The sequence below is a fragment of the Burkholderia cepacia ATCC 25416 genome, assembly GCF_001411495.1.
Lineage (GTDB): Bacteria > Pseudomonadota > Gammaproteobacteria > Burkholderiales > Burkholderiaceae > Burkholderia > Burkholderia cepacia.
The window spans coordinates 1,255,570-1,273,478 of the sequence record NZ_CP012981.1 but is presented as its reverse complement, the minus strand read 5'-3'; the positions used below and the strand labels follow the sequence as shown (position 1 = coordinate 1,273,478).

The window sequence follows — 17,909 nt, the reverse complement described above, 5'->3', positions numbered from 1 at the left end:
AACCCGGAGCGGGCGCGCGGCACGCCGCGCCGCCCTCCCCGTCTTGCCTTCATTGCATCATCAACGACGCATGACCTTTTCGGACGGCGTCAGTGCTTCGATATAGGCCGGCCGGCTGAAGATCCGCTCGGCGTACTTCATCAGCGGCGCGGCGTTCTTCGACAGCTCGATGCCGTAGTGATCCAGACGCCACAGCAGCGGCGCGATCGCGACGTCGAGCATCGAGAATTCCTCGCCGAGCATGTACTTGTTCTTCACGAAGATCGGCGCGAGCTGCGTCAGGCGATCGCGAATCGCGAGGCGTGCCTTCTCGTGATTCTTCTCCGCCGCCTTGCCCTTCTCGTTCTCGAGCGTGCTGACGTGGACGAACAGTTCCTTCTCGAAGTTGAGCAGGAACAGGCGTGCACGCGCGCGCTGCACGGGGTCGGCCGGCATCAGTTGCGGGTGCGGGAAGCGCTCGTCGATGTACTCGTTGATGATGTTCGATTCGTACAGGATCAGGTCGCGTTCGACCAGGATCGGCACCTGACCGTACGGGTTCATCACCGAAATGTCTTCCGGCTTGTTGAACAGGTCGACGTCACGGATTTCGAAGTCCATGCCCTTCTCGAACAGCACCAGCCGGCAACGCTGGGAGAACGGGCAAGTTGTGCCGGAATACAGAACCATCATGTTTGCGTTTCCTCAAAAAAGCCGAGGGCCGGCACGCGGCGAACCTCCTTCCGGGGTTCCACCTTGCGCCGGCCCCACGCCGGTCAGGCGTGATTACTTGATATCTTTCCAGTACGCGGCATTGAGCCGCCAGGCCAGGAAAGTCAGGACACCGAGAAAGATCAGCACCCATACGCCGAGGCGTTTGCGGGTCTGCTGAGCCGGCTCGGACATCCAGGTCATGTACGCCACCAGGTCGGCAACCGCAGCATCATAATCCACCGCGGACAGTGTCCCCGGCGTGACCTGCTGGAAGCCGACGAGCGTATGGACCTTCTCGCCCGTCTCCTCGTCCGTCTTGTCTTCGAATTTGGCAGTGCGCTGCCCCTGCAGCTGCCACAGTACATGGGGCATGCCGACGTTCTCGAACACCGCGTTGTTCCAGCCGGTCGGCCGCGTATCGTCGCGGTAGAAGCTGCGCAGATACGTATACAGCCAGTCGCGGCCGCGCGCGCGCTCCTCGACCGACAGGTCGGGCGGCGAGGTGCCGAGCCAGTTCTTCGCGTCTTCAGGCCGCATCGCGACGGACATCGTGTTGCCGACCTTGTCGGTCGTGAACAGGAGATTCTTTTCGATCTCCTTCTGGGATATGCCCAGATCCGTCAGACGGTTGTAGCGCATCAGGTTCGCGCTGTGGCAGTTCAGGCAATAGTTTACAAACAATTGCGCGCCGTGCTGAAGCGAAACGAGATTTTCCGTGTTATCGGGCGCCCGGTCGAGCGGAAAATTACCTTCCGCCCGCACCGCCGGCGCCACCAGCAGCGCACACGCGGTCGCCCCGATCAGCGCGAGTGTCGAAAGCAGTTTCTTCATGTCGTTCTCTCCTCGCTCACGTTAATGGGGCTTGAAGCGCACCCGCTCCGGCGGCTGCTTGAACGTGCCAAGCGGCGTCCAGACGGGCATGCCGAGGAAGAACGCGAAGTAGATCAGCGCGCAACACTGCGCGATCAGCGTGGCCGCCGGCGACGGTGGCCGCGTGCCGAGGAACGCGAGGGTCAGGAACGCCGCGACGAAGATCCCGAGGAACACCTTGTGGAACAGCGGCCGGTAGCGGATCGACTTCACCGGGCTGCGGTCGAGCCACGGCAGGAAGAACAGCGTGATCACCGCCGAACCCATCACGACGACGCCCCAGAACTTCGACTCCGTCAGGTACATGAAGACGACGATCGCCGCGGCCAGCACCGGCAACCCGGCCTTCCACTTGCCGCTCGCGCGGATCAGCGCGAGCACGCCGAGCAGCGCGATGACGATCATCAGGACGATCTTGAACGGGTCGGTGGTCGCGCGCAGCATCGCGTAGAACGCGGTGAAGTACCAGACCGGCGCGATCTCGGGCGGCGTCTGCAACGGGTTCGCCGGGACGAAGTTGTTCGCCTCGAGGAAGTAGCCGCCCATCTCCGGCGAGAAAAACACGATCAGTGCGAAGACCATCAGGAACACGCACACGCCGAGGAAATCATGCACCGAGTAGTACGGGTGGAACGGGATGCCGTCGAGCGGAACGCCGTTCTCGTCCTTCTTCGCCTTGATCTCGATACCGTCCGGGTTGTTCGACCCCACTTCGTGCAGCGCGACGAGGTGCGCGATCACGAGGCCAACCAGCACGAGCGGAATCGCGATCACGTGGAACGCGAAGAAGCGGTTCAGCGTGACGTCCGACACGACGTAGTCGCCGCGAATCCACAGCGACAGGTCCGGGCCGACGAACGGGATCGCCGAGAACAGGTTCACGATCACCTGCGCGCCCCAGAACGACATCTGGCCCCACGGCAGCAGGTAACCGAAGAACGCCTCGGCCATCAGGCACAGGAAGATCGCACAGCCGAAGATCCACACGAGCTCGCGCGGCTTGCGGTACGACCCGTAAAGCAGCCCGCGAAACATGTGCAGGTAGACGACCACGAAGAACATCGACGCGCCCGTGGAGTGCATGTAGCGGATCAGCCAGCCCCACGGCACCTCGCGCATGATGTACTCGACCGACGCAAACGCGAGCGTCGAGTCGGGCTTGTAGTTCATCGTCAGGAAGATGCCGGTGACGATCTGGTTGACGAGCACCAGCAGCGCGAGGGAGCCGAAGAAGTACCAGAAGTTGAAGTTCTTCGGCGCGTAGTACTCGGAAACGTGCTTTTTCCAGGTGGACGTGAGCGGGAAGCGCTGATCGATCCAGCCGGTGAGACCTGTCGTGGAGACTTCCTTGTTGTCGGCCATCACGCTTCTCCTTTCTCGTCCTTGCCGATCACGAGGGTCGTCGCCGACGTGAACATGTAGGGCGGGATGTCGAGATTCTGAGGCGCCGGCTTGTTCTTGAACACACGGCCGGCGAGGTCGTAGGTCGAACCGTGGCACGGGCAGAGGAAACCGCCCGGCCAGTCGTCCGGCAGGTTCGGCTGCGGACCCGGCGTGAAGCGCTGGCTTGGCGTGCAGCCGAGGTGCGTACACACGGCCATCACGACGAGAATGTTCTTGCGATCGGCCCGCGAGCGATATTCGTTCGCGCAATACGCGGGCAACGGCATCGTATAGGGCTTTTCGGTGGTCGGATCGGCCACTTCCTTGTCGGCCTTGACCACGTCGGCAAGCATCGCGTCGGTGCGGTTCAGGATCCACACCGGCTTGCCGCGCCACGGCACGGTCACCATTTCACCGGGCTTCAGCCCGCTGATGTCGACTTCGACCGGTGCTCCGGCCGCTTTCGCTTTCGCGGACGGCGCAAGCGACGCCGCGAAAGGTATGACGGTGGCGACGCCTCCTACGCCACCTGCTACGGATGTCGCAATCAGCCAGGTACGGCGGCCGCTGTCGACGCGTTTCTCTTCCTTGTCTCGCATCACACGCCCCACTTCTGAGTTGGATTTTCCGTCACGACTTTCCATTCCGCCGCTAGTTTGCTCGAATGGAGTCGCCATTTACAAGGCCCGGAGATGAAAATCCCTTCGAAGTGATTGATAGTTAAGGGTTTCCCCCCACTATCGGAGCGATTAAATCATTTCGCTATTAAGCATCCGCTACATTGAGAAATTTCGATGCGCTGCCGCAAATCCGGCACTCAGACCGGGTTATGGATATCGATAAAAAGGTGTTCGATACCGAATTCTTCGGACAAGTGAGCGCCGAGTGCCTGAATTCCATAGCGTTCGGTCGCATGGTGCCCTGCCGCAACGAACGCGACGCCGCTCTCCGCGGCCGTGTGCGTCACGTATTCGGACACCTCGCCGGTCAGGAACACGTCCGCGCCGGCATCGATCGCCGCGTCGAAATAGCTCTGCGCGGCGCCCGTGCACCACGCGATGCGCCGCAGCTGCATGTCCGGATCGCCGAGCACGAGCGGCGTGCGGCCGAGCGTGCGCTCGACCTTCGCGACGAAGTGCTCGAGCGAGACGGGCATCGGCAGCGTGGCCATCCAGCCGAGGTCGCCTTCGCCGAAACGCTGCTCGCCGATCAGCCCGAGCCGCTCGCCGAGCTGCGCGTTGTTGCCGAATTCGGGATGCGCGTCGAGCGGCAGGTGGAACGCGAACAGGTTCAGGTCGTTCGCGAGCAGCAGCTTCAGGCGCTGATACTTGCGGCCCGTGATCTGCGGCGGCTCGTTGCGCCAGAAATAGCCGTGATGGACGAGCACGGCATCCGCCCCCCATTCGAGCGCGGCTTCAAGAAACGCGACCGACGCCGTCACGCCGGTGGCGATCTTCTCGATCTTGCGACGCCCCTCGACCTGCAGGCCGTTCGGGCAATAGTCCTTGAAGCGCGCGGTTTCAAGGGTATTGTTCAAGTACAATTCAAGTTCGATCCGATCCATATAAACCTCTAATCCATTCAGATGCTTAGACGCTTCTGGCTGTTCTTCGCGCAGGCGGTTACCGTGCTGCTCGCGCTGATGTTCATCGTCGTGACGCTCAAGCCGCAATGGCTGCAACGGCAAGGACAGCTCGGCAAGCAGCTCGCCACGCCGATCGTTGCGCTGCGGGAAGTCGCGCCGGGCATCGGCGGCGCGCCGGCGACCACGTCGTACGCGGAAGCCGCGCAGAAGGCGATGCCGGCCGTCGTCAACGTCTTCTCCAGCAAGGACGGCTCGCTACCGCCCGATCCGCGCGCGAAAGATCCGCTGTTCCGCTACTTCTTCGGCGACCGCAACGCCCGCAAGCAGCAGGACGAACCGGCCGCCAACCTCGGCTCGGGCGTTATCGTGAGCCCGGAAGGTTACATTCTAACGAACCAGCACGTCGTGGACGGCGCCGACCAGATCGAGGTCGCGCTCGCCGACGGGCGCACGGCCACCGCGAAGGTGATCGGCAGCGATCCCGAAACGGACCTCGCCGTGCTGAAGATCAACATGACGAACCTGCCGACGATCACGCTCGGCCGCTCTGACCAGTCGCGGGTCGGCGACGTCGTCCTCGCGATCGGCAACCCGTTCGGCGTCGGCCAGACGGTCACGATGGGGATCATCAGCGCATTGGGCCGCAACCACCTCGGCATCAACACGTTCGAGAACTTCATCCAGACCGACGCGCCGATCAACCCCGGCAACTCGGGCGGCGCACTGGTCGACGTGAACGGCAACCTGCTCGGCATCAACACCGCGATCTATTCGCGCTCGGGCGGCTCGCTCGGCATCGGTTTCGCGATTCCCGTGTCGACCGCGCGCACGGTGCTCGAAAGCATCATCACGACGGGCTCGGTCACGCGCGGCTGGATCGGCGTCGAGCCGCAGGACGTCACGCCGGAGATCGCCGAATCGTTCGGGCTTCAGCAGAAATCGGGCGCGATCGTCGCCGGCGTGCTGCAGGGCGGCCCGGCCGACAAGGCCGGCATCAAGCCGGGCGATATTCTGGTCTCGGTCAACGGCGAGGACATCACCGACACGACGAAGCTGTTGAACACGGTCGCGCAGATCAAGCCGGGCACGCCGACCAAGGTGCACGTCGTCCGCAAGGGCAAGGAGTTCGACATGAACGTCGTGATCGGCAAGCGCCCGCCGCCGCCGAAGCAGACGCTCGACGAGCAGGACAGCGATACCGAATGACGTCGGGCGGGCGGCGCGCAGCCGCGTGCCGAACTCCACCGGAAACGAAAAAGGGCAGCCGCATGGCTGCCCTTTTGCTTTGCATCGAAAGACCTTCTTTCCGGGATGGCGGCCTCGCCGCACGCGATCCGGCCAAGCGACACCACCCGGCCGCTCAGGCCTGGCCGGAAACCCGCCTGCCGTGCATCGCCCGGCGCGCCGCCATCAGCTGGCGGCTTCGCCGTTCCCCGCCTCGCCTTCCTCGGCCGGCTTCTTCGGCACGAAGAACCGCGCGGCCAGCAGCCCGATCTCGAACAGCACGATGAGCGGCAACGCGAGCATCAGTTGCGAGAATACGTCCGGCGGCGTGACGACCGCCGCGACGATGAACGCGCCGACGATCACGTACGGCCGCATCTCCTTGAGCTTCTTCAGCGACAGCACGCCCATCCGGACGAGCAGCACGACGACGATCGGCACCTCGAACGTGACCCCGAACGCGATGAACATCCCGAGCACGAAGCTCAGGTAGTTGTCGATGTCGGTGGTCATTTCCGCCCCGAGCGGCGCGTTGTAGTGCGCCATCACACGGAAGATCGTCGGGAACACGAGGAAGTACGCGAATGCCATCCCGCACAGGAACAGGAAGTAGCTGCTGCCGACGAGCGGCGCGACGAGCTTTTTCTCGTGCTGGTACAGCCCCGGCGCGACGAACGCCCAGATCTGGTACAGCACGATCGGCAGCGCGATCACCAGTGCGACGAGCATCGTGACCTTCATCGGCACGAAGAACGAGCCGGTGACGTCGGTGACGATCATCTTGCCGTCCTTCGGCAGGTTCTCCATCAACGGCCGCGCAAGCAGCCGGAAGATGTCGGGCGCCCAGTAGACGAGCCCGAGGAACACGACGATCACGGCCGCCCCCGCGCGAATGATGCGATCGCGAAGCTCGACGAGATGGGAAATGAAAGTTTCTTCCGGGGCGTCGCCCGGGTTCTGCTGGGGGTCGCTCACACCGGCCCTCGGTAGGATTGACGAGCGAGCATGCGCTCGGCTCAGAAGAAGCGCGTCGGCCGGCGCAGGCTGGCCGGCTGGTGGCGCGCGACGCGCGCGGCGCCCGACTGCACGTGCGTGCGGCGGGTGGTCGCGCGCTTGTACCAGGCAGGCGCAGCCGCCTGCTTGACGCGCCAGTTGCGGCGCTTGGGCGCGAGCGCGGCCGTACTGCCGCGCCACGACGGCGCCGCGGGCGTGTCGGACTCATGGGACCCGGTGCTGCCCGACGCTTCGTCAAGGCCGCCAACCGCGGAATGCCACGTGTCGTTCAGTTCCTTTTCGTGCTCGCGCAGGTTGTCGTGAATCGTCGTCTCGACATTGCGCGCAGCCGATTCGAAATCGGTCTTCATCGTCCGCAGCGCGTCGAGTTCGATTTCGCGCGAGACCTCGGCCTTCACGTCGTTGATGTACCGCTGCGCGCGGCCGAACAATGCGCCTGCCGTACGCGCGACGCGCGGCAGGCGCTCGGGGCCGAGCACCACGAGCGCGACGACGCCGATCAGCGCCATCTTCGAAAGACCGAGATCCAGCATCGCGAATGCCTGTCAGCGTGCCGGCGTTACGCCTTGTTCGAATCGGAACGCGTCGTTTCCTTCGCGTTGACGTCGACCGAGCCCGAGCGCGGCAGTTGCTGCGCGTCAGCCGGTGCCTCACCGTCCTTCATGCCGTCCTTGAAACCCTTCACGGCGCTGCCGAGATCGTTGCCGATATTGCGCAGCTTCTTCGTACCGAAAACCAGCGCGACGATCAGCAGCACGATCAGCCAGTGCCAAATGCTCAATCCACCCATGATGAAACCTCTCCTCAACCACGCCGCTACGCGGCGCAAATCGCCGGCAACGTGCCGGCTTCGACTATCGATGCGGGGAAACGCCCCGCGCCGTCAACCCATCCGCTGCCAGGGGCGCGGGCCGGCCAGGATATGCGCGTGCAGGTGGTAGACCTCCTGCCCGCCGCCCGGGCCTGTATTGATCACCGTACGGAAACCCGTTTCGCCGCCCGTATAGGCGACGCCGAGCTGGCCGGCGAGACGCGAGACGAGCAGCATCAGCCGGCCGAGCATCGGCGCATCGGCCTCGCTCGCCGCCGACAGCGTCGGCAGGTGCTGGCGCGGAATCACGAGCACGTGCGTCTCGGCCGCCGGGCGGATGTCGCGGAACGCGACGAATTCGTCATCCTCGTGCACCTTCGTGCTCGGGATCTCGCCTGCCGCGATCTTGCAGAACAGGCAATTCGGATCGTGACTCATGTTGCTCCTGCAGACGCCCGAACGCGGCCGGTCAGAACCAGGCCTGCGGATCGAGCGGCTTGTTGTCGTTCAGGTACAGCCAACCCTTGATGATACGGTACAGCGTCCAAATCCACGTGACAAACATCACTGCGAATCCGATCACCACGAACATCAGCGCGAACCCGATCACGTACGCGATCAGCGCGCGCCAGAACGTGCGGATCTGCCACTCGAAGTGGGCGGCATACGGCGTGCCGGCCACATCGTCGCGCTTCACGTAGTTGATGATGATCGCGATGATGCCCGTGACGCCGCCCGTGAGCCAATGAAACGCATAGAGGCCGTAGAGCACGTGAGTCAACGTGCGCAGCCCGTTCAGGCGTTCGGCGTCCGCGGCCCCCGGCACCGACGGCGGCGGAAACTGACTTGGCGTATCGGTCATGATGCTACCCCCGTTAGATGACAATTCTTACAGCTTACCGCACTGTGGCCATCCCGCGACAAGGGTCTGTCACCCGCCGTTTTCCTCACGCTCGCGACGCTTGCGCAGGGCCTTCTCCTCGATCCCCGACAGCCCTTCGCGGCGCTCGAGCTCGGCGATCACGTCGGCCGGGCTCAGGTCGAAATGCGACAGCATCACGAGGCAGTGGAACCACAGGTCGGCCACCTCGCCGACCAGCGCGGTCGGCGCGCCGCCCTGGCGCACGTCCTTCGCGGCCAGCACGACTTCCGTCGCCTCTTCGCCGATCTTCTTCAGCACCGCGTCGTCGCCCTTGTGGAACAGGCGCGATACGTACGATTGATCGGGGTCGCCGCCCTTGCGGCTATCGATCACGGCCGCGAGGCGCAGCAGCGTGTCTTCGGTCGATTGCGTCATTTGTAGATGTGTTCGGGATCTTTCAGCACCGGTTCGACCGCGACCCAGTCGCCGCTGTCGACGGTGCCTTCGAATTTCTGGAAGAAGCACGAATGCCGGCCGGTGTGGCACGCGATGCCCGACACCTGCTCGACCTTCAGCAGCACGACGTCCTCGTCGCAGTCGAGCCGCACTTCGTACACGTGCTGCACGTGGCCCGACTCCTCGCCCTTGAACCACAGGCGCTTGCGCGAACGCGAATAATAGACCGCGCGCTGCGTCTCGATCGTCTTCGCCAGCGCCTCGCGGTTCATCCACGCGAACATCAGCACGTCGTTCGTCGACGCCTCCTGCGCGATCACCGGCACGAGGCCGTTGTCGTCCCAGCGGACCTTGTCGAGCCACGCGGGCAATGCATTCGTTTCCGTATTCATCACAGCCTCACCGGGATGCCCTGGTCGGCCATGAAGCGCTTCGCCTCGCCGACCGTGTGCTCGCCGTAGTGGAAGATGCTCGCGGCCAGCACCGCATCGGCGCGGCCGTCCTTGATGCCGTCGGCCAGGTGCTGCAGCGAGCCGACACCGCCCGACGCGATCACCGGCACCGGCACCGCGTCCGACACGCCGCGCGTGAGCGCGAGGTCGAAGCCCGACTTGGTGCCGTCGCGATCCATGCTCGTGAGCAGGATCTCGCCCGCGCCGAGCTCGGCCATCTTGCGCGCCCATTCGATCGCGTCGAGGCCCGTGTTCTTGCGGCCGCCGTGCGTGAAGACTTCCCAGCGCGGCGTCTCGCCGTCGGCCGACACGCGCTTCGCGTCGATCGCGACGACGATGCACTGCGAGCCGTACTTGTCGGCCGCGTCGCGCACGAGCTGCGGGTTCGCGACCGCCGACGAATTCATGCTGACCTTGTCCGCGCCCGCGTTCAGCAGGCGCCGCACGTCCTCGACGGCGCGCACGCCGCCGCCGACGGTCAGCGGAATGAAGACCTGCGACGCGACGGCTTCGATGATCGGCAGGATCAGGTCGCGCTGGTCGGACGTCGCGGTGATGTCGAGGAACGTCAGTTCGTCGGCGCCCTGGTCGTCGTACCGGCGGGCGATCTCGACGGGGTCGCCGGCATCGCGCAGTTCGACGAAGTTGACGCCCTTGACGACACGCCCGGCAGTCACGTCCAGGCAGGGGATGATGCGTTTAGCTAGAGCCATGATGTTGCGCCAAATGCCGCGATGGGACGGCCGGTTGCGGAAAGCCTCGCGCGAGGCTTCCGTTGGGGCCGCCTGCTGGCAGCCCCGGCGAGCGGGACAACCGCGCGCTTACGCGTTGTCGAGTTCGCCGTTCAGTTCGTCCGCGCGCTTTTGCGCGGCCGCGAAATCGAGATCGCCGGAGTAGATCGCACGGCCGCAGATCACGCCTTCGACGCCGTGCTCTTCCACTTCGCACAGGTTCTCGATGTCCGTGAGGTTCGACAGGCCGCCGCTGGCAATCACCGGGATGCCGACCGCCTGCGCGAGCTTCACGGTCGCCTCGATGTTGATGCCCTGCAGCATCCCGTCGCGGCCGATGTCCGTGTAGACAATCGATTCGACGCCGTAGTCCTCGAACTTCTTCGCGAGATCGACCACCTCGTGGCCCGTGAGCTTGCTCCAGCCGTCGGTCGCGACCTTGCCGTCCTTCGCGTCCAGCCCGACGATGATGTTGCCCGCGAACGCGGTGCACGCGTCCTGCAGGAAGCCCGGATCCTTCACGGCCGCGGTGCCGATGATCACGTAGGACAGGCCCGCGTCGAGATACTTCTCGATCGTCTCGAGGCTGCGGATGCCGCCGCCGAGCTGTACGGGGATTTCATCGCCGACTTCGTCGAGGATCGCTTCGATCGCCTCGAGATTCTTCGGCTTGCCGGCGAATGCGCCGTTCAGGTCGACCAGATGGAGCCGCCGGGCGCCGAGATCGACCCACTTGCGGGCCATCGCCGCCGGGTCCTCGGAGAAAATCGTGGCCTGGTCCATATCGCCCTGTTTGAGGCGCACACACTGACCGTCTTTGAGATCGATGGCCGGAATCAGCAACATAGCAATCGGGTGTCGTCGTGGAAAAAGAAAAGAATCCGGCGCGTACCGGCCAATCCGGTACCGCGCCGTCTCGCTAGTTTAGTACAACTCTTTCGGCGCTTAGGCGCGCGAGCCCCGTAAGACGGGCCTCTGCGGCCCGCCGACTGTGGCACGCACGCGACGTTCACGGTTTCCAGTGTACGAAGTTGCGATACAGACGCAACCCGACCTCCGCGCTTTTCTCGGGGTGGAATTGGGTCGCGAAGAGGTTGTCCCGCGCGACCGCGGACGTAAACGGCGCGCCGTAGGCCGTTTCGCCGACCGTATGCGCCGGGTTGTCCGGCGTCACGTAGTAGCTGTGCACGAAGTAGAAATACGCGTCGTCGGGCACGCCGTCCCACAGCGGATGCGGCTGCGACTGGTGCACGCGGTTCCAGCCCATCTGCGGCACCTTGAAGCGCGAGCCGTCGTCCTGCACGCGGCCGTCGAGTTCGAAACGCACGACCTTGCCGGGCAACAGGCCGAGGCCCTTCGTGTCGCCTTCCGCGCTCCAGTCGAACAGCATCTGCTCGCCGACGCACACGCCGAGCAGCGGCTTCGTGCGCGAGGCCTCGATCACGGCCTCCTGCAAGCCCGACTCGCCGAGGCAGCGCATGCAGTCGGGCATCGCGCCCTGGCCGGGCAGCACGACACGGTCGGCCGCGCGGATCGCGGCCGGCGTGTCGACGATCGCCACGTCGGCGGCCGGTTCGGCCTTCTTGAGCGCCTGCGCGACCGAGCGCAGGTTGCCCATCCCATAATCCACAATCGCAATCGAAGTTTTCATCTCAGTGCAGGCAGTAGCGCCCTCAGTCCATTGACGATGAATTCCACCGCCAGCGCCGACAGCATCAGACCCATCAGCCGCGTGGCGATGTTGATGCCCGTGCGGCCGATCCAGTTCGCGATCGGCTCGGCGAGCCGCATCGCGACGAAACACAGAAAAGCCAGGGCCGCGCCGATCGCGACCAGTCCGGCCCGCTCATACCAGTGACGCGAGTTCGCCGCGTAAATGATCACCGTGCTGATCGAGCCGGGGCCCGTGAGCAGCGGAATCGCCAGCGGCACGACCGCGATGTTGTCCTTCAGCTCGGCCTCGTGGCGCTCCTCCGGCGTCGATCGCGTGTTGCCGATCTGCGCGTTCAGCATGTTGATCGCCATCAGCAGCATGATGATCCCGCCGCCCACCTCGAGCGACCCGACCGAAATGCCGAAGAAGTCGATGATCTGCTGCCCGAGCAGCGCCGTCACCGTCATCACGCAGAACACCGACACCGACGCGATCCGGATCGTACGCCGCCGCTCGATGTCCGTCTGCTGCGCCGTCAGGCTCAGGAAGAACGGCACCGCACCGATCGGGTTGATCAGCGCCAGCAGCGAAATGAACGATTTGAGCAGATCCATCGCAAGCCGGCGCCGCGCGCCGAAGCCGTGAGGTTGTCCTTGACGCTCCGTCCGGTCAGTTCAGGTTCAGAGGCTGCCCTTCGTCGACGGGATCTGCCCCGCCGCACGCTCGTCCAGTTCCACCGCCGCGCGCAGCGCACGGCCGAAGGCCTTGAACACGGTCTCGAGCTGATGGTGCGCGTTGATCCCGCGCAGGTTGTCGATGTGCAGCGTGACGCCCGCGTGGTTCACGAAACCGCGGAAGAACTCGATCGACAGGTCGACGTCGAACGTGCCGATCCGCGCACGCGTGAACGGCACGTGGAATTCGAGGCCCGGCCGGCCGGAGAAGTCGATCACGACGCGCGACAGCGCCTCGTCGAGCGGCACGTACGAATGGCCGTAGCGACGGATGCCCTTGCGGTCGCCGATCGCCTTCGCGACGGCTTGCCCGAGCGTGATGCCGACATCCTCGACCGTGTGGTGGTCGTCGATATGCGTATCGCCATGCGCTTCAACCTCGAGATCGACCAGACCGTGTCGAGCGATCTGGTCGAGCATATGGTCGAGGAACGGCACGCCGGTAGCCAGCTTCTGCTGGCCCGTGCCGTCGAGATTGAGCTTCACACGGATCTGCGTTTCGCTGGTATTGCGAACGACTTCCGCCACACGCATGGCAATTCCTTGACTGAGTCGATGTAAATGGGGATTGATCGTTTCGCGCCGCGGCGCCCGCAGGCTCAACCGGGCAGCGCGAGTTTCAAAGCGGCCAGCAGGCGCGCGTTTTCGTCGGGAGAACCGACGGTGAGCCGCACGCATTCAGCCAGCAACGGATGCATTTTACTCACGTTTTTGACCAAAACCCGCTCGGTGAGCAGCGCGTCGAACACGGCGGCCGCGTCCGGCACCCGCACCAGCAGGAAATTGCCGGCGCTCGGGAACACCGTCGCGCCCGGCAGCGCGGCCACGGCCTGCGCGAGACGCGCGCGTTCCGCCCGCAGATCGGCCGCCTGCGCGTCGAGTACGCCGAGGTGGTCGAGCAGGAAATCGGCGGTCGCCTGGGTCAGCACGTTGATGTTGTACGGCGGGCGCACCTTGTCGAATTCGGTCAGCCATGCGGGCGAACCGACCAGATAACCGAGGCGGATGCCCGCGAGGCCGAGCTTCGACACCGTGCGCATCACGACGACGTTGTCGAATTCGGCGGCGCGCGGCAGCCACGAGCGCCCGGCGAACGGCTGGTACGCCTCGTCGATCACGATCAGGCTGTGCCGCGCGGCGGCGACGATCCGTTCGATGTCGGCATCGTCGTACAGCGTGCCGGTCGGGTTGTTCGGATAGGCGAGATAGACGAGCGCCGGACGATGCTCGGCGATCGCCGCGAGCATCGCGTCGACGTCGAGCGTCAGGTCGGCCTTCAGCGGCACGCCGACGAATTCGAGCTGCGCGAGCTTGGCGGACAGTTCGTACATCACGAACCCCGGCACCGGCGCGAGCACCTTCGCGCCCGGCTTCGCGCAGGCCACCGACATCATGCTGATGATTTCGTCCGAGCCGTTGCCGAGCAGCACGTCGCAGGCAGCCGGCACGCCCATCGCGTGGCGCAGCTTGTCGATCAGCGCGGCCGGGCGCGGCGCCGGGTAGCGATTCAGCGCGACCTGCGCGAGACGCTCGCCGAGCGCCGCGGCGAGCGGTTCGGGCAGCGGGTACGGGTTCTCCATCGCGTCGAGCTTCACGAACCCGCTCGCGTCCGGCACCGGATAGCTCGTCATCGCGAGCACGTCGCGGCGAATGATGTCTTGTGGCGTCGTCATGATCTCAAGCCGGCGTGCGTCGCGCCGGCGTCAAATGATCGGCAAGGCGGCGGCCGCCGCCCTGCACTGGTGTCTCCAGCCCCGGCCTTCGGGGTGCGGGCCGGGCGGCACATCCGCGCCTGCCCCGGCCCCGCGCTGCGTGCGCTCAGTTCTTCATCCGGAATTCGGCGCTCTTCGCATGCGCCTGCAGCCCCTCGCCGTACGCGAGTTCGGACGCGATCTCGCCGAGCGTCTGCGCGCCTTCGGCACTGACCTCGATCAGGCTCGAGCGCTTGATGAAGTCGTACACGCCGAGCGGCGACGAGAAACGCGCGGTGCGCGACGTCGGCAGCACGTGGTTCGGGCCCGCGCAGTAGTCGCCGAGGCTCTCGCTCGTGTAGCGGCCGAGGAAGATCGCGCCCGCATGGCGGATCTGCTGGCCCCATTGCTGCGGCTCCAGCGCGGAAATTTCCAGGTGCTCGGGCGCGATGTCGTTCGCGATCCGGCAGGCTTCGGCCATGTCGCGCACCTTGATCAGCGCGCCGCGGCCTTCGAGCGACGCGCGGATCACGTCCTGGCGCGGCATCGACGGCAGCAGCTCGTTGATCGCCTTCTCGACGCGCTCGAGGAACGCACCGTCCGGACACAGCAGGATCGACTGCGCGAGCTCGTCGTGTTCGGCCTGCGAGAAGAGATCCATCGCGACCCAGTTCGGGTCGGTCGTGCCGTCGCATAGCACGAGGATTTCCGACGGCCCGGCGATCATGTCGATGCCGACCGTGCCGAACACGCGGCGCTTCGCCGACGCGACGTACGCATTGCCGGGGCCGCAGATCTTGTCGACGGCCGGCACCGTCGCCGTGCCGTACGCGAGCGCGCCGACCGCCTGCGCGCCGCCGATCGTGAACACGCGATCGACGCCGCCGAGCAGCGCCGCGGCGAGCACGAGGTCGTTCTTCACGCCGTCCGGCGTCGGCACGACCATCACGATCTCGCCGACGCCCGCGACGCGCGCGGGAATCGCGTTCATCAGCACCGACGACGGATACGCGGCCTTGCCGCCCGGCACGTACAGGCCGACGCGGTCGAGCGGCGTGACCTTCTGGCCGAGCACCGTACCGTCGCTTTCCGTGTACTGCCAGCTATGCGTGCCGCACTCGATCTTCTGCTTCTCGTGGTACGCGCGCACCCGCGCAGCCGCCGCTTCCAGCGCCGCGCGCGCCTTCGGCGCTAGGCCGTCGAGCGCCGTCTGCAGCGCGTCCTGCGGCAGCTCCAGCGCGGCGATGCTGTTCGCGCTCAGCCGGTCGAAGCGGTTCGTGTACTCGAGCACCGCGGCGTCGCCGCGCGACTTCACGTCGGCGAGGATCTGCGCGACCGATTGCTCGATCGCCGCGTCTTCGCTTGCCTCGAATGCGAGCAGCGCGCGCAGCTCGGCGCCGAAGCCTTCGCTCGTCGAATCGAGCTTGCGGATGGTGATGGACATGGGAGTTCCGTTACGGTGATGCGCTCAACCGCCATTCTGCGACGCGCGTTCGAACGCGTCGAGGATCGGCTTGAGTGCCGTGCGCTTCAACTTCAGCGCAGCCTGGTTCACGACGAGGCGCGACGAGATCGCCATGATCTCCTCGACCTCGACCAGATTGTTCGCCTTCAGCGTGCCGCCCGAGCTGACGAGGTCGACGATCGCGTCGGCCAGCCCCACCAGCGGCGCGAGCTCCATCGAGCCGTACAGCTTGATCAGGTCGACGTGCACGCCCTTCGCGGCAAAGTGTTCGCGCGCCGTTTCGACGTACTTCGTCGCGACGCGCAGCCGCGCGCCCTGGCGCACGGCGCTCGCGTAATCGAAGCCGGCCGATACGGCCACCGACATCCGGCAGCGCGCGATGTTCAGGTCGATCGGCTGGTACAGGCCCGAGCCGCCGTGCTCGACCAGCACGTCCTTGCCGGCCACGCCGAAATCGGCCGCGCCGTATTCGACATAGGTCGGCACGTCGCTCGCGCGCACGATGATCACGCGCAGGTCCGGGTTCGTCGTCGGCAGGATCAGCTTGCGCGACGTTTCCGGATCCTCCGTCACCTGCACGCCGGCAGCGGCGAGCAACGGCAGGGTTTCCTCGAAAATCCGGCCCTTCGACAACGCAAGGGTCAACGGCGGGGTCAGCGGCGCGGTCATGCTTGGCTCCCGGAAAGGCGGCGCACGTTCGCGCCGACGGCGGTCAGTTTGGCTTCCATGCGGTCGTAGCCGCGGTCCAGGTGATAGATGCGGTCGACGAGCGTTTCGCCGTCGGCACGCAGCCCGGCGATCACGAGGCTCGCCGACGCACGCAGGTCGGTCGCCATCACGTTCGCGCCCGACAGCTTCTCGACGCCCGTCACGAGCGCGGTGTTGCCGTCGATCGTGATGTTCGCGCCGAGCCGGTTCAGCTCCTGCACGTGCATGAAACGGTTCTCGAAAATGGTTTCGACGACCTGCGCGGTGCCCGTCGCGACCGTATTGAGGGCCATGAACTGCGCCTGCATGTCGGTCGGGAACGCCGGGTATTCCGACGTGCGGATCGTGACCGCCGACGGCCGGCGGTCCATCTTCACGCGCAGCCAGCTATCGCCTTCCTCGATCGACACGCCGGCTTCGCGCAGCTTGTCGATCACCGCGTCGAGGATGTGCGGGCGCACGCCCGTCAGCATCACGTCGCCGCCCGCCGCCGCGACCGCGCACAGGAACGTGCCGGCCTCGATGCGATCGGGGATCACCGAATGGCGCGCGCCGTGCAGCCGCTCGACGCCCTGGATCACGAGGCGATCGGTGCCGATGCCGTCGATTTTCGCGCCCATCGCGACCAGCAAGTGTGCGAGATCGCTCACTTCCGGCTCGCGCGCCGCGTTTTCGATCACCGTCTCGCCGTCTGCCAGCGTCGCGGCCATCAGCAGGTTCTCGGTGCCCGTCACCGTGATCATGTCGGTCACGATGCGCGCGCCCTTCAGGCGCTTCGCGCGGGCTTCGATGAAACCGTGCTCGATGCTGATCTCGGCGCCCATCGCCTGCAGGCCCTTGATGTGCTGGTCGACCGGCCGCGCGCCGATCGCGCAGCCGCCCGGCAGCGACACCTTCGCCTCGCCGAAACGCGCGAGCAGCGGCCCGAGCACGAGGATCGACGCGCGCATCGTCTTGACGAGCTCGTACGGCGCCACGAGGTTGTCGACACGCGACGCGTCGAGCTGCACGCGGCAGCCGTCGGTCTCGCTCTTCACGCCCATCTGGTTCAGTACCTTCAGCGTGGTGCGCACGTCTTTCAGGTTCGGCACGTTGTCGAGATCGACCGGATCGGCGGTGAGCAGCCCCGCGCACAGGATCGGCAGCGCGGCATTCTTCGCACCCGACACGACGATCTCGCCCGACAGGCGGTGGCCGCCTTCGATCACGAGCTTGTCCATCCCATGGCCATGCGATTCCCCGTTGGCGGCCGGGTGTGCCGTGGCGACGCTCTGGACGGCGTCGCGCTCGTTGACGGTGACTTGCACTCAGTGAGTTCCGGTTATGCGTTCTGCCATTCGGCGGGCGTCAGCGTCTTCATGCTGAGCGCGTGAATTTCCTGCTTCATGCGATCGCCGAGCGCCGCATAGACGAGCTGGTGCCGCTGGATCGGCCGCTTGCCTTCGAAGGCCGCCGACACGATCGTCGCGAAGAAATGCTGGCCGTCGCCTTCGACTTCCAGATGCGTGCAGGCGAGACCGCCGGCGATGTATTGCTTGACCTGTTCGGGAGTCGGCAACATGGTGTAAGGCTCCTG

23 protein-coding genes are annotated in these 17,909 nt (G+C 65.5%); 1 reads left to right on the top strand and 22 read right to left on the bottom strand.

The genetic code is table 11. The features are described from left to right. Nucleotides 1–60: 60 nt before the first annotated feature. The 5 genes from APZ15_RS05835 to APZ15_RS05815 form a co-directional block, all read right to left on the bottom strand. Entirely contained in the window at nt 61–672 is a 612-nt protein-coding gene (locus APZ15_RS05835; RefSeq protein ID WP_006400565.1) for a glutathione S-transferase N-terminal domain-containing protein, read from the bottom strand. 93 nt (nt 673–765) lie between these two features. Then, entirely contained in the window at nt 766–1,524 is a 759-nt protein-coding gene (locus APZ15_RS05830) for a cytochrome c1 (RefSeq protein WP_021161843.1), read from the bottom strand. Between the two features lie 21 nt (nt 1,525–1,545). Continuing rightward, nucleotides 1,546–2,928, bottom strand: coding sequence for a cytochrome b (locus tag APZ15_RS05825; RefSeq protein ID WP_027788533.1), 1,383 nt, complete (start codon nt 2,926–2,928; stop codon nt 1,546–1,548). Continuing rightward, complete coding sequence (gene petA, locus APZ15_RS05820; RefSeq protein ID WP_011350741.1) at nt 2,925–3,545, bottom strand: ubiquinol-cytochrome c reductase iron-sulfur subunit; 621 nt, start codon at nt 3,543–3,545, stop codon at nt 2,925–2,927. Before petA ends, APZ15_RS05825 begins: the two co-directional genes overlap by 4 nt. Before the next feature lie 218 nt (nt 3,546–3,763). Then, complete coding sequence (locus APZ15_RS05815; protein WP_027788534.1) at nt 3,764–4,510, bottom strand: Nif3-like dinuclear metal center hexameric protein; 747 nt, start codon at nt 4,508–4,510, stop codon at nt 3,764–3,766. Between the two features lie 21 nt (nt 4,511–4,531). Between APZ15_RS05815 and APZ15_RS05810 the strand changes: the two genes are divergently transcribed. After that, entirely contained in the window at nt 4,532–5,737 is a 1,206-nt protein-coding gene (locus APZ15_RS05810) for a Do family serine endopeptidase (RefSeq protein WP_021161847.1), read from the top strand. Between the two features lie 204 nt (nt 5,738–5,941). Here the strand turns inward: APZ15_RS05810 and tatC are convergent, their stop codons facing one another. From tatC to APZ15_RS05725, 17 genes are all read right to left on the bottom strand, one after another. After that, complete coding sequence (gene tatC, locus APZ15_RS05805) at nt 5,942–6,730, bottom strand: twin-arginine translocase subunit TatC (RefSeq protein WP_021161848.1); 789 nt, start codon at nt 6,728–6,730, stop codon at nt 5,942–5,944. A 41-nt stretch (nt 6,731–6,771) separates the two neighbouring features. Next, a complete protein-coding gene (gene tatB, locus APZ15_RS05800) occupies nt 6,772–7,302 on the bottom strand; it encodes a Sec-independent protein translocase protein TatB (RefSeq protein ID WP_027788535.1) in 531 nt (176 codons plus the stop codon). A gap of 26 nt (nt 7,303–7,328) precedes the next feature. Beyond that, entirely contained in the window at nt 7,329–7,559 is a 231-nt protein-coding gene (gene tatA / locus APZ15_RS05795) for a Sec-independent protein translocase subunit TatA (RefSeq protein WP_021161850.1), read from the bottom strand. A 93-nt stretch (nt 7,560–7,652) separates the two neighbouring features. Then, nucleotides 7,653–8,018 carry a histidine triad nucleotide-binding protein gene (locus APZ15_RS05790; RefSeq protein ID WP_021161851.1) on the bottom strand — a complete coding sequence of 122 codons (366 nt, stop codon included), beginning with the start codon at nt 8,016–8,018 and terminating at the stop codon, nt 7,653–7,655. Between the two features lie 31 nt (nt 8,019–8,049). Continuing rightward, entirely contained in the window at nt 8,050–8,442 is a 393-nt protein-coding gene (locus APZ15_RS05785) for a DUF4870 family protein (RefSeq protein WP_011350734.1), read from the bottom strand. A 69-nt stretch (nt 8,443–8,511) separates the two neighbouring features. After that, nucleotides 8,512–8,877, bottom strand: a complete 366-nt coding sequence (locus tag APZ15_RS05780; RefSeq protein WP_006485344.1) for a phosphoribosyl-ATP diphosphatase — start codon at nt 8,875–8,877, stop codon at nt 8,512–8,514. Next, nucleotides 8,874–9,290, bottom strand: a complete 417-nt coding sequence (hisI, locus tag APZ15_RS05775; RefSeq protein ID WP_027788536.1) for a phosphoribosyl-AMP cyclohydrolase — start codon at nt 9,288–9,290, stop codon at nt 8,874–8,876. The genes APZ15_RS05780 and hisI overlap by 4 nt, the downstream gene beginning before the upstream one ends. Next, entirely contained in the window at nt 9,290–10,063 is a 774-nt protein-coding gene (gene hisF / locus APZ15_RS05770; protein ID WP_011350732.1) for an imidazole glycerol phosphate synthase subunit HisF, read from the bottom strand. The genes hisI and hisF overlap by 1 nt, the downstream gene beginning before the upstream one ends. A gap of 108 nt (nt 10,064–10,171) precedes the next feature. Further along, nucleotides 10,172–10,927 (bottom strand): 1-(5-phosphoribosyl)-5-[(5-phosphoribosylamino)methylideneamino]imidazole-4-carboxamide isomerase, encoded by a 756-nt coding sequence (gene hisA / locus APZ15_RS05765; protein WP_021161854.1) that lies wholly within the window; start codon nt 10,925–10,927, stop codon nt 10,172–10,174. Between the two features lie 163 nt (nt 10,928–11,090). Next, nucleotides 11,091–11,732, bottom strand: coding sequence for an imidazole glycerol phosphate synthase subunit HisH (gene hisH / locus APZ15_RS05760; protein WP_027788537.1), 642 nt, complete (start codon nt 11,730–11,732; stop codon nt 11,091–11,093). Then, nucleotides 11,729–12,349 carry a MarC family protein gene (locus APZ15_RS05755; RefSeq protein ID WP_027788538.1) on the bottom strand — a complete coding sequence of 207 codons (621 nt, stop codon included), beginning with the start codon at nt 12,347–12,349 and terminating at the stop codon, nt 11,729–11,731. Before APZ15_RS05755 ends, hisH begins: the two co-directional genes overlap by 4 nt. A 66-nt stretch (nt 12,350–12,415) precedes the next feature. After that, nucleotides 12,416–13,003 carry an imidazoleglycerol-phosphate dehydratase HisB gene (gene hisB, locus APZ15_RS05750; protein WP_011350728.1) on the bottom strand — a complete coding sequence of 196 codons (588 nt, stop codon included), beginning with the start codon at nt 13,001–13,003 and terminating at the stop codon, nt 12,416–12,418. A 65-nt stretch (nt 13,004–13,068) separates the two neighbouring features. Further along, a complete protein-coding gene (hisC, locus tag APZ15_RS05745) occupies nt 13,069–14,142 on the bottom strand; it encodes a histidinol-phosphate transaminase (protein ID WP_021161857.1) in 1,074 nt (357 codons plus the stop codon). Nucleotides 14,143–14,287: 145 nt separating this feature from the next. Then, entirely contained in the window at nt 14,288–15,604 is a 1,317-nt protein-coding gene (hisD, locus tag APZ15_RS05740) for a histidinol dehydrogenase (protein WP_027788539.1), read from the bottom strand. Between the two features lie 24 nt (nt 15,605–15,628). Beyond that, nucleotides 15,629–16,282, bottom strand: coding sequence for an ATP phosphoribosyltransferase (hisG, locus tag APZ15_RS05735; RefSeq protein WP_027788540.1), 654 nt, complete (start codon nt 16,280–16,282; stop codon nt 15,629–15,631). A gap of 8 nt (nt 16,283–16,290) precedes the next feature. Continuing rightward, nucleotides 16,291–17,640 (bottom strand): UDP-N-acetylglucosamine 1-carboxyvinyltransferase, encoded by a 1,350-nt coding sequence (gene murA / locus APZ15_RS05730; protein ID WP_027788541.1) that lies wholly within the window; start codon nt 17,638–17,640, stop codon nt 16,291–16,293. A 14-nt stretch (nt 17,641–17,654) separates the two neighbouring features. Further along, a complete protein-coding gene (locus APZ15_RS05725) occupies nt 17,655–17,894 on the bottom strand; it encodes a BolA family protein (RefSeq protein ID WP_006477131.1) in 240 nt (79 codons plus the stop codon). Nucleotides 17,895–17,909 lie beyond the last annotated feature (15 nt).

Coding starts and splice junctions, on each gene's coding strand:
- APZ15_RS05835 (WP_006400565.1), bottom strand. CDS start 672: ATGATGGTTCTGTATTCCGGCACAACTTGCCCGTTCTCCCAGCGTTGC.
- APZ15_RS05830 (WP_021161843.1), bottom strand. CDS start 1,524: ATGAAGAAACTGCTTTCGACACTCGCGCTGATCGGGGCGACCGCGTGT.
- petA (WP_011350741.1), bottom strand. CDS start 3,545: ATGCGAGACAAGGAAGAGAAACGCGTCGACAGCGGCCGCCGTACCTGG.
- APZ15_RS05815 (WP_027788534.1), bottom strand. CDS start 4,510: ATGGATCGGATCGAACTTGAATTGTACTTGAACAATACCCTTGAAACC.
- APZ15_RS05810 (WP_021161847.1), top strand. CDS start 4,532: ATGCTTAGACGCTTCTGGCTGTTCTTCGCGCAGGCGGTTACCGTGCTG.
- tatB (WP_027788535.1), bottom strand. CDS start 7,302: ATGCTGGATCTCGGTCTTTCGAAGATGGCGCTGATCGGCGTCGTCGCG.
- tatA (WP_021161850.1), bottom strand. CDS start 7,559: ATGGGTGGATTGAGCATTTGGCACTGGCTGATCGTGCTGCTGATCGTC.
- APZ15_RS05790 (WP_021161851.1), bottom strand. CDS start 8,018: ATGAGTCACGATCCGAATTGCCTGTTCTGCAAGATCGCGGCAGGCGAG.
- APZ15_RS05785 (WP_011350734.1), bottom strand. CDS start 8,442: ATGACCGATACGCCAAGTCAGTTTCCGCCGCCGTCGGTGCCGGGGGCC.
- APZ15_RS05780 (WP_006485344.1), bottom strand. CDS start 8,877: ATGACGCAATCGACCGAAGACACGCTGCTGCGCCTCGCGGCCGTGATC.
- hisI (WP_027788536.1), bottom strand. CDS start 9,290: ATGAATACGGAAACGAATGCATTGCCCGCGTGGCTCGACAAGGTCCGC.
- hisF (WP_011350732.1), bottom strand. CDS start 10,063: ATGGCTCTAGCTAAACGCATCATCCCCTGCCTGGACGTGACTGCCGGG.
- hisA (WP_021161854.1), bottom strand. CDS start 10,927: ATGTTGCTGATTCCGGCCATCGATCTCAAAGACGGTCAGTGTGTGCGC.
- hisH (WP_027788537.1), bottom strand. CDS start 11,732: ATGAAAACTTCGATTGCGATTGTGGATTATGGGATGGGCAACCTGCGC.
- APZ15_RS05755 (WP_027788538.1), bottom strand. CDS start 12,349: ATGGATCTGCTCAAATCGTTCATTTCGCTGCTGGCGCTGATCAACCCG.
- hisB (WP_011350728.1), bottom strand. CDS start 13,003: ATGCGTGTGGCGGAAGTCGTTCGCAATACCAGCGAAACGCAGATCCGT.
- hisC (WP_021161857.1), bottom strand. CDS start 14,142: ATGACGACGCCACAAGACATCATTCGCCGCGACGTGCTCGCGATGACG.
- hisD (WP_027788539.1), bottom strand. CDS start 15,604: ATGTCCATCACCATCCGCAAGCTCGATTCGACGAGCGAAGGCTTCGGC.
- APZ15_RS05725 (WP_006477131.1), bottom strand. CDS start 17,894: ATGTTGCCGACTCCCGAACAGGTCAAGCAATACATCGCCGGCGGTCTC.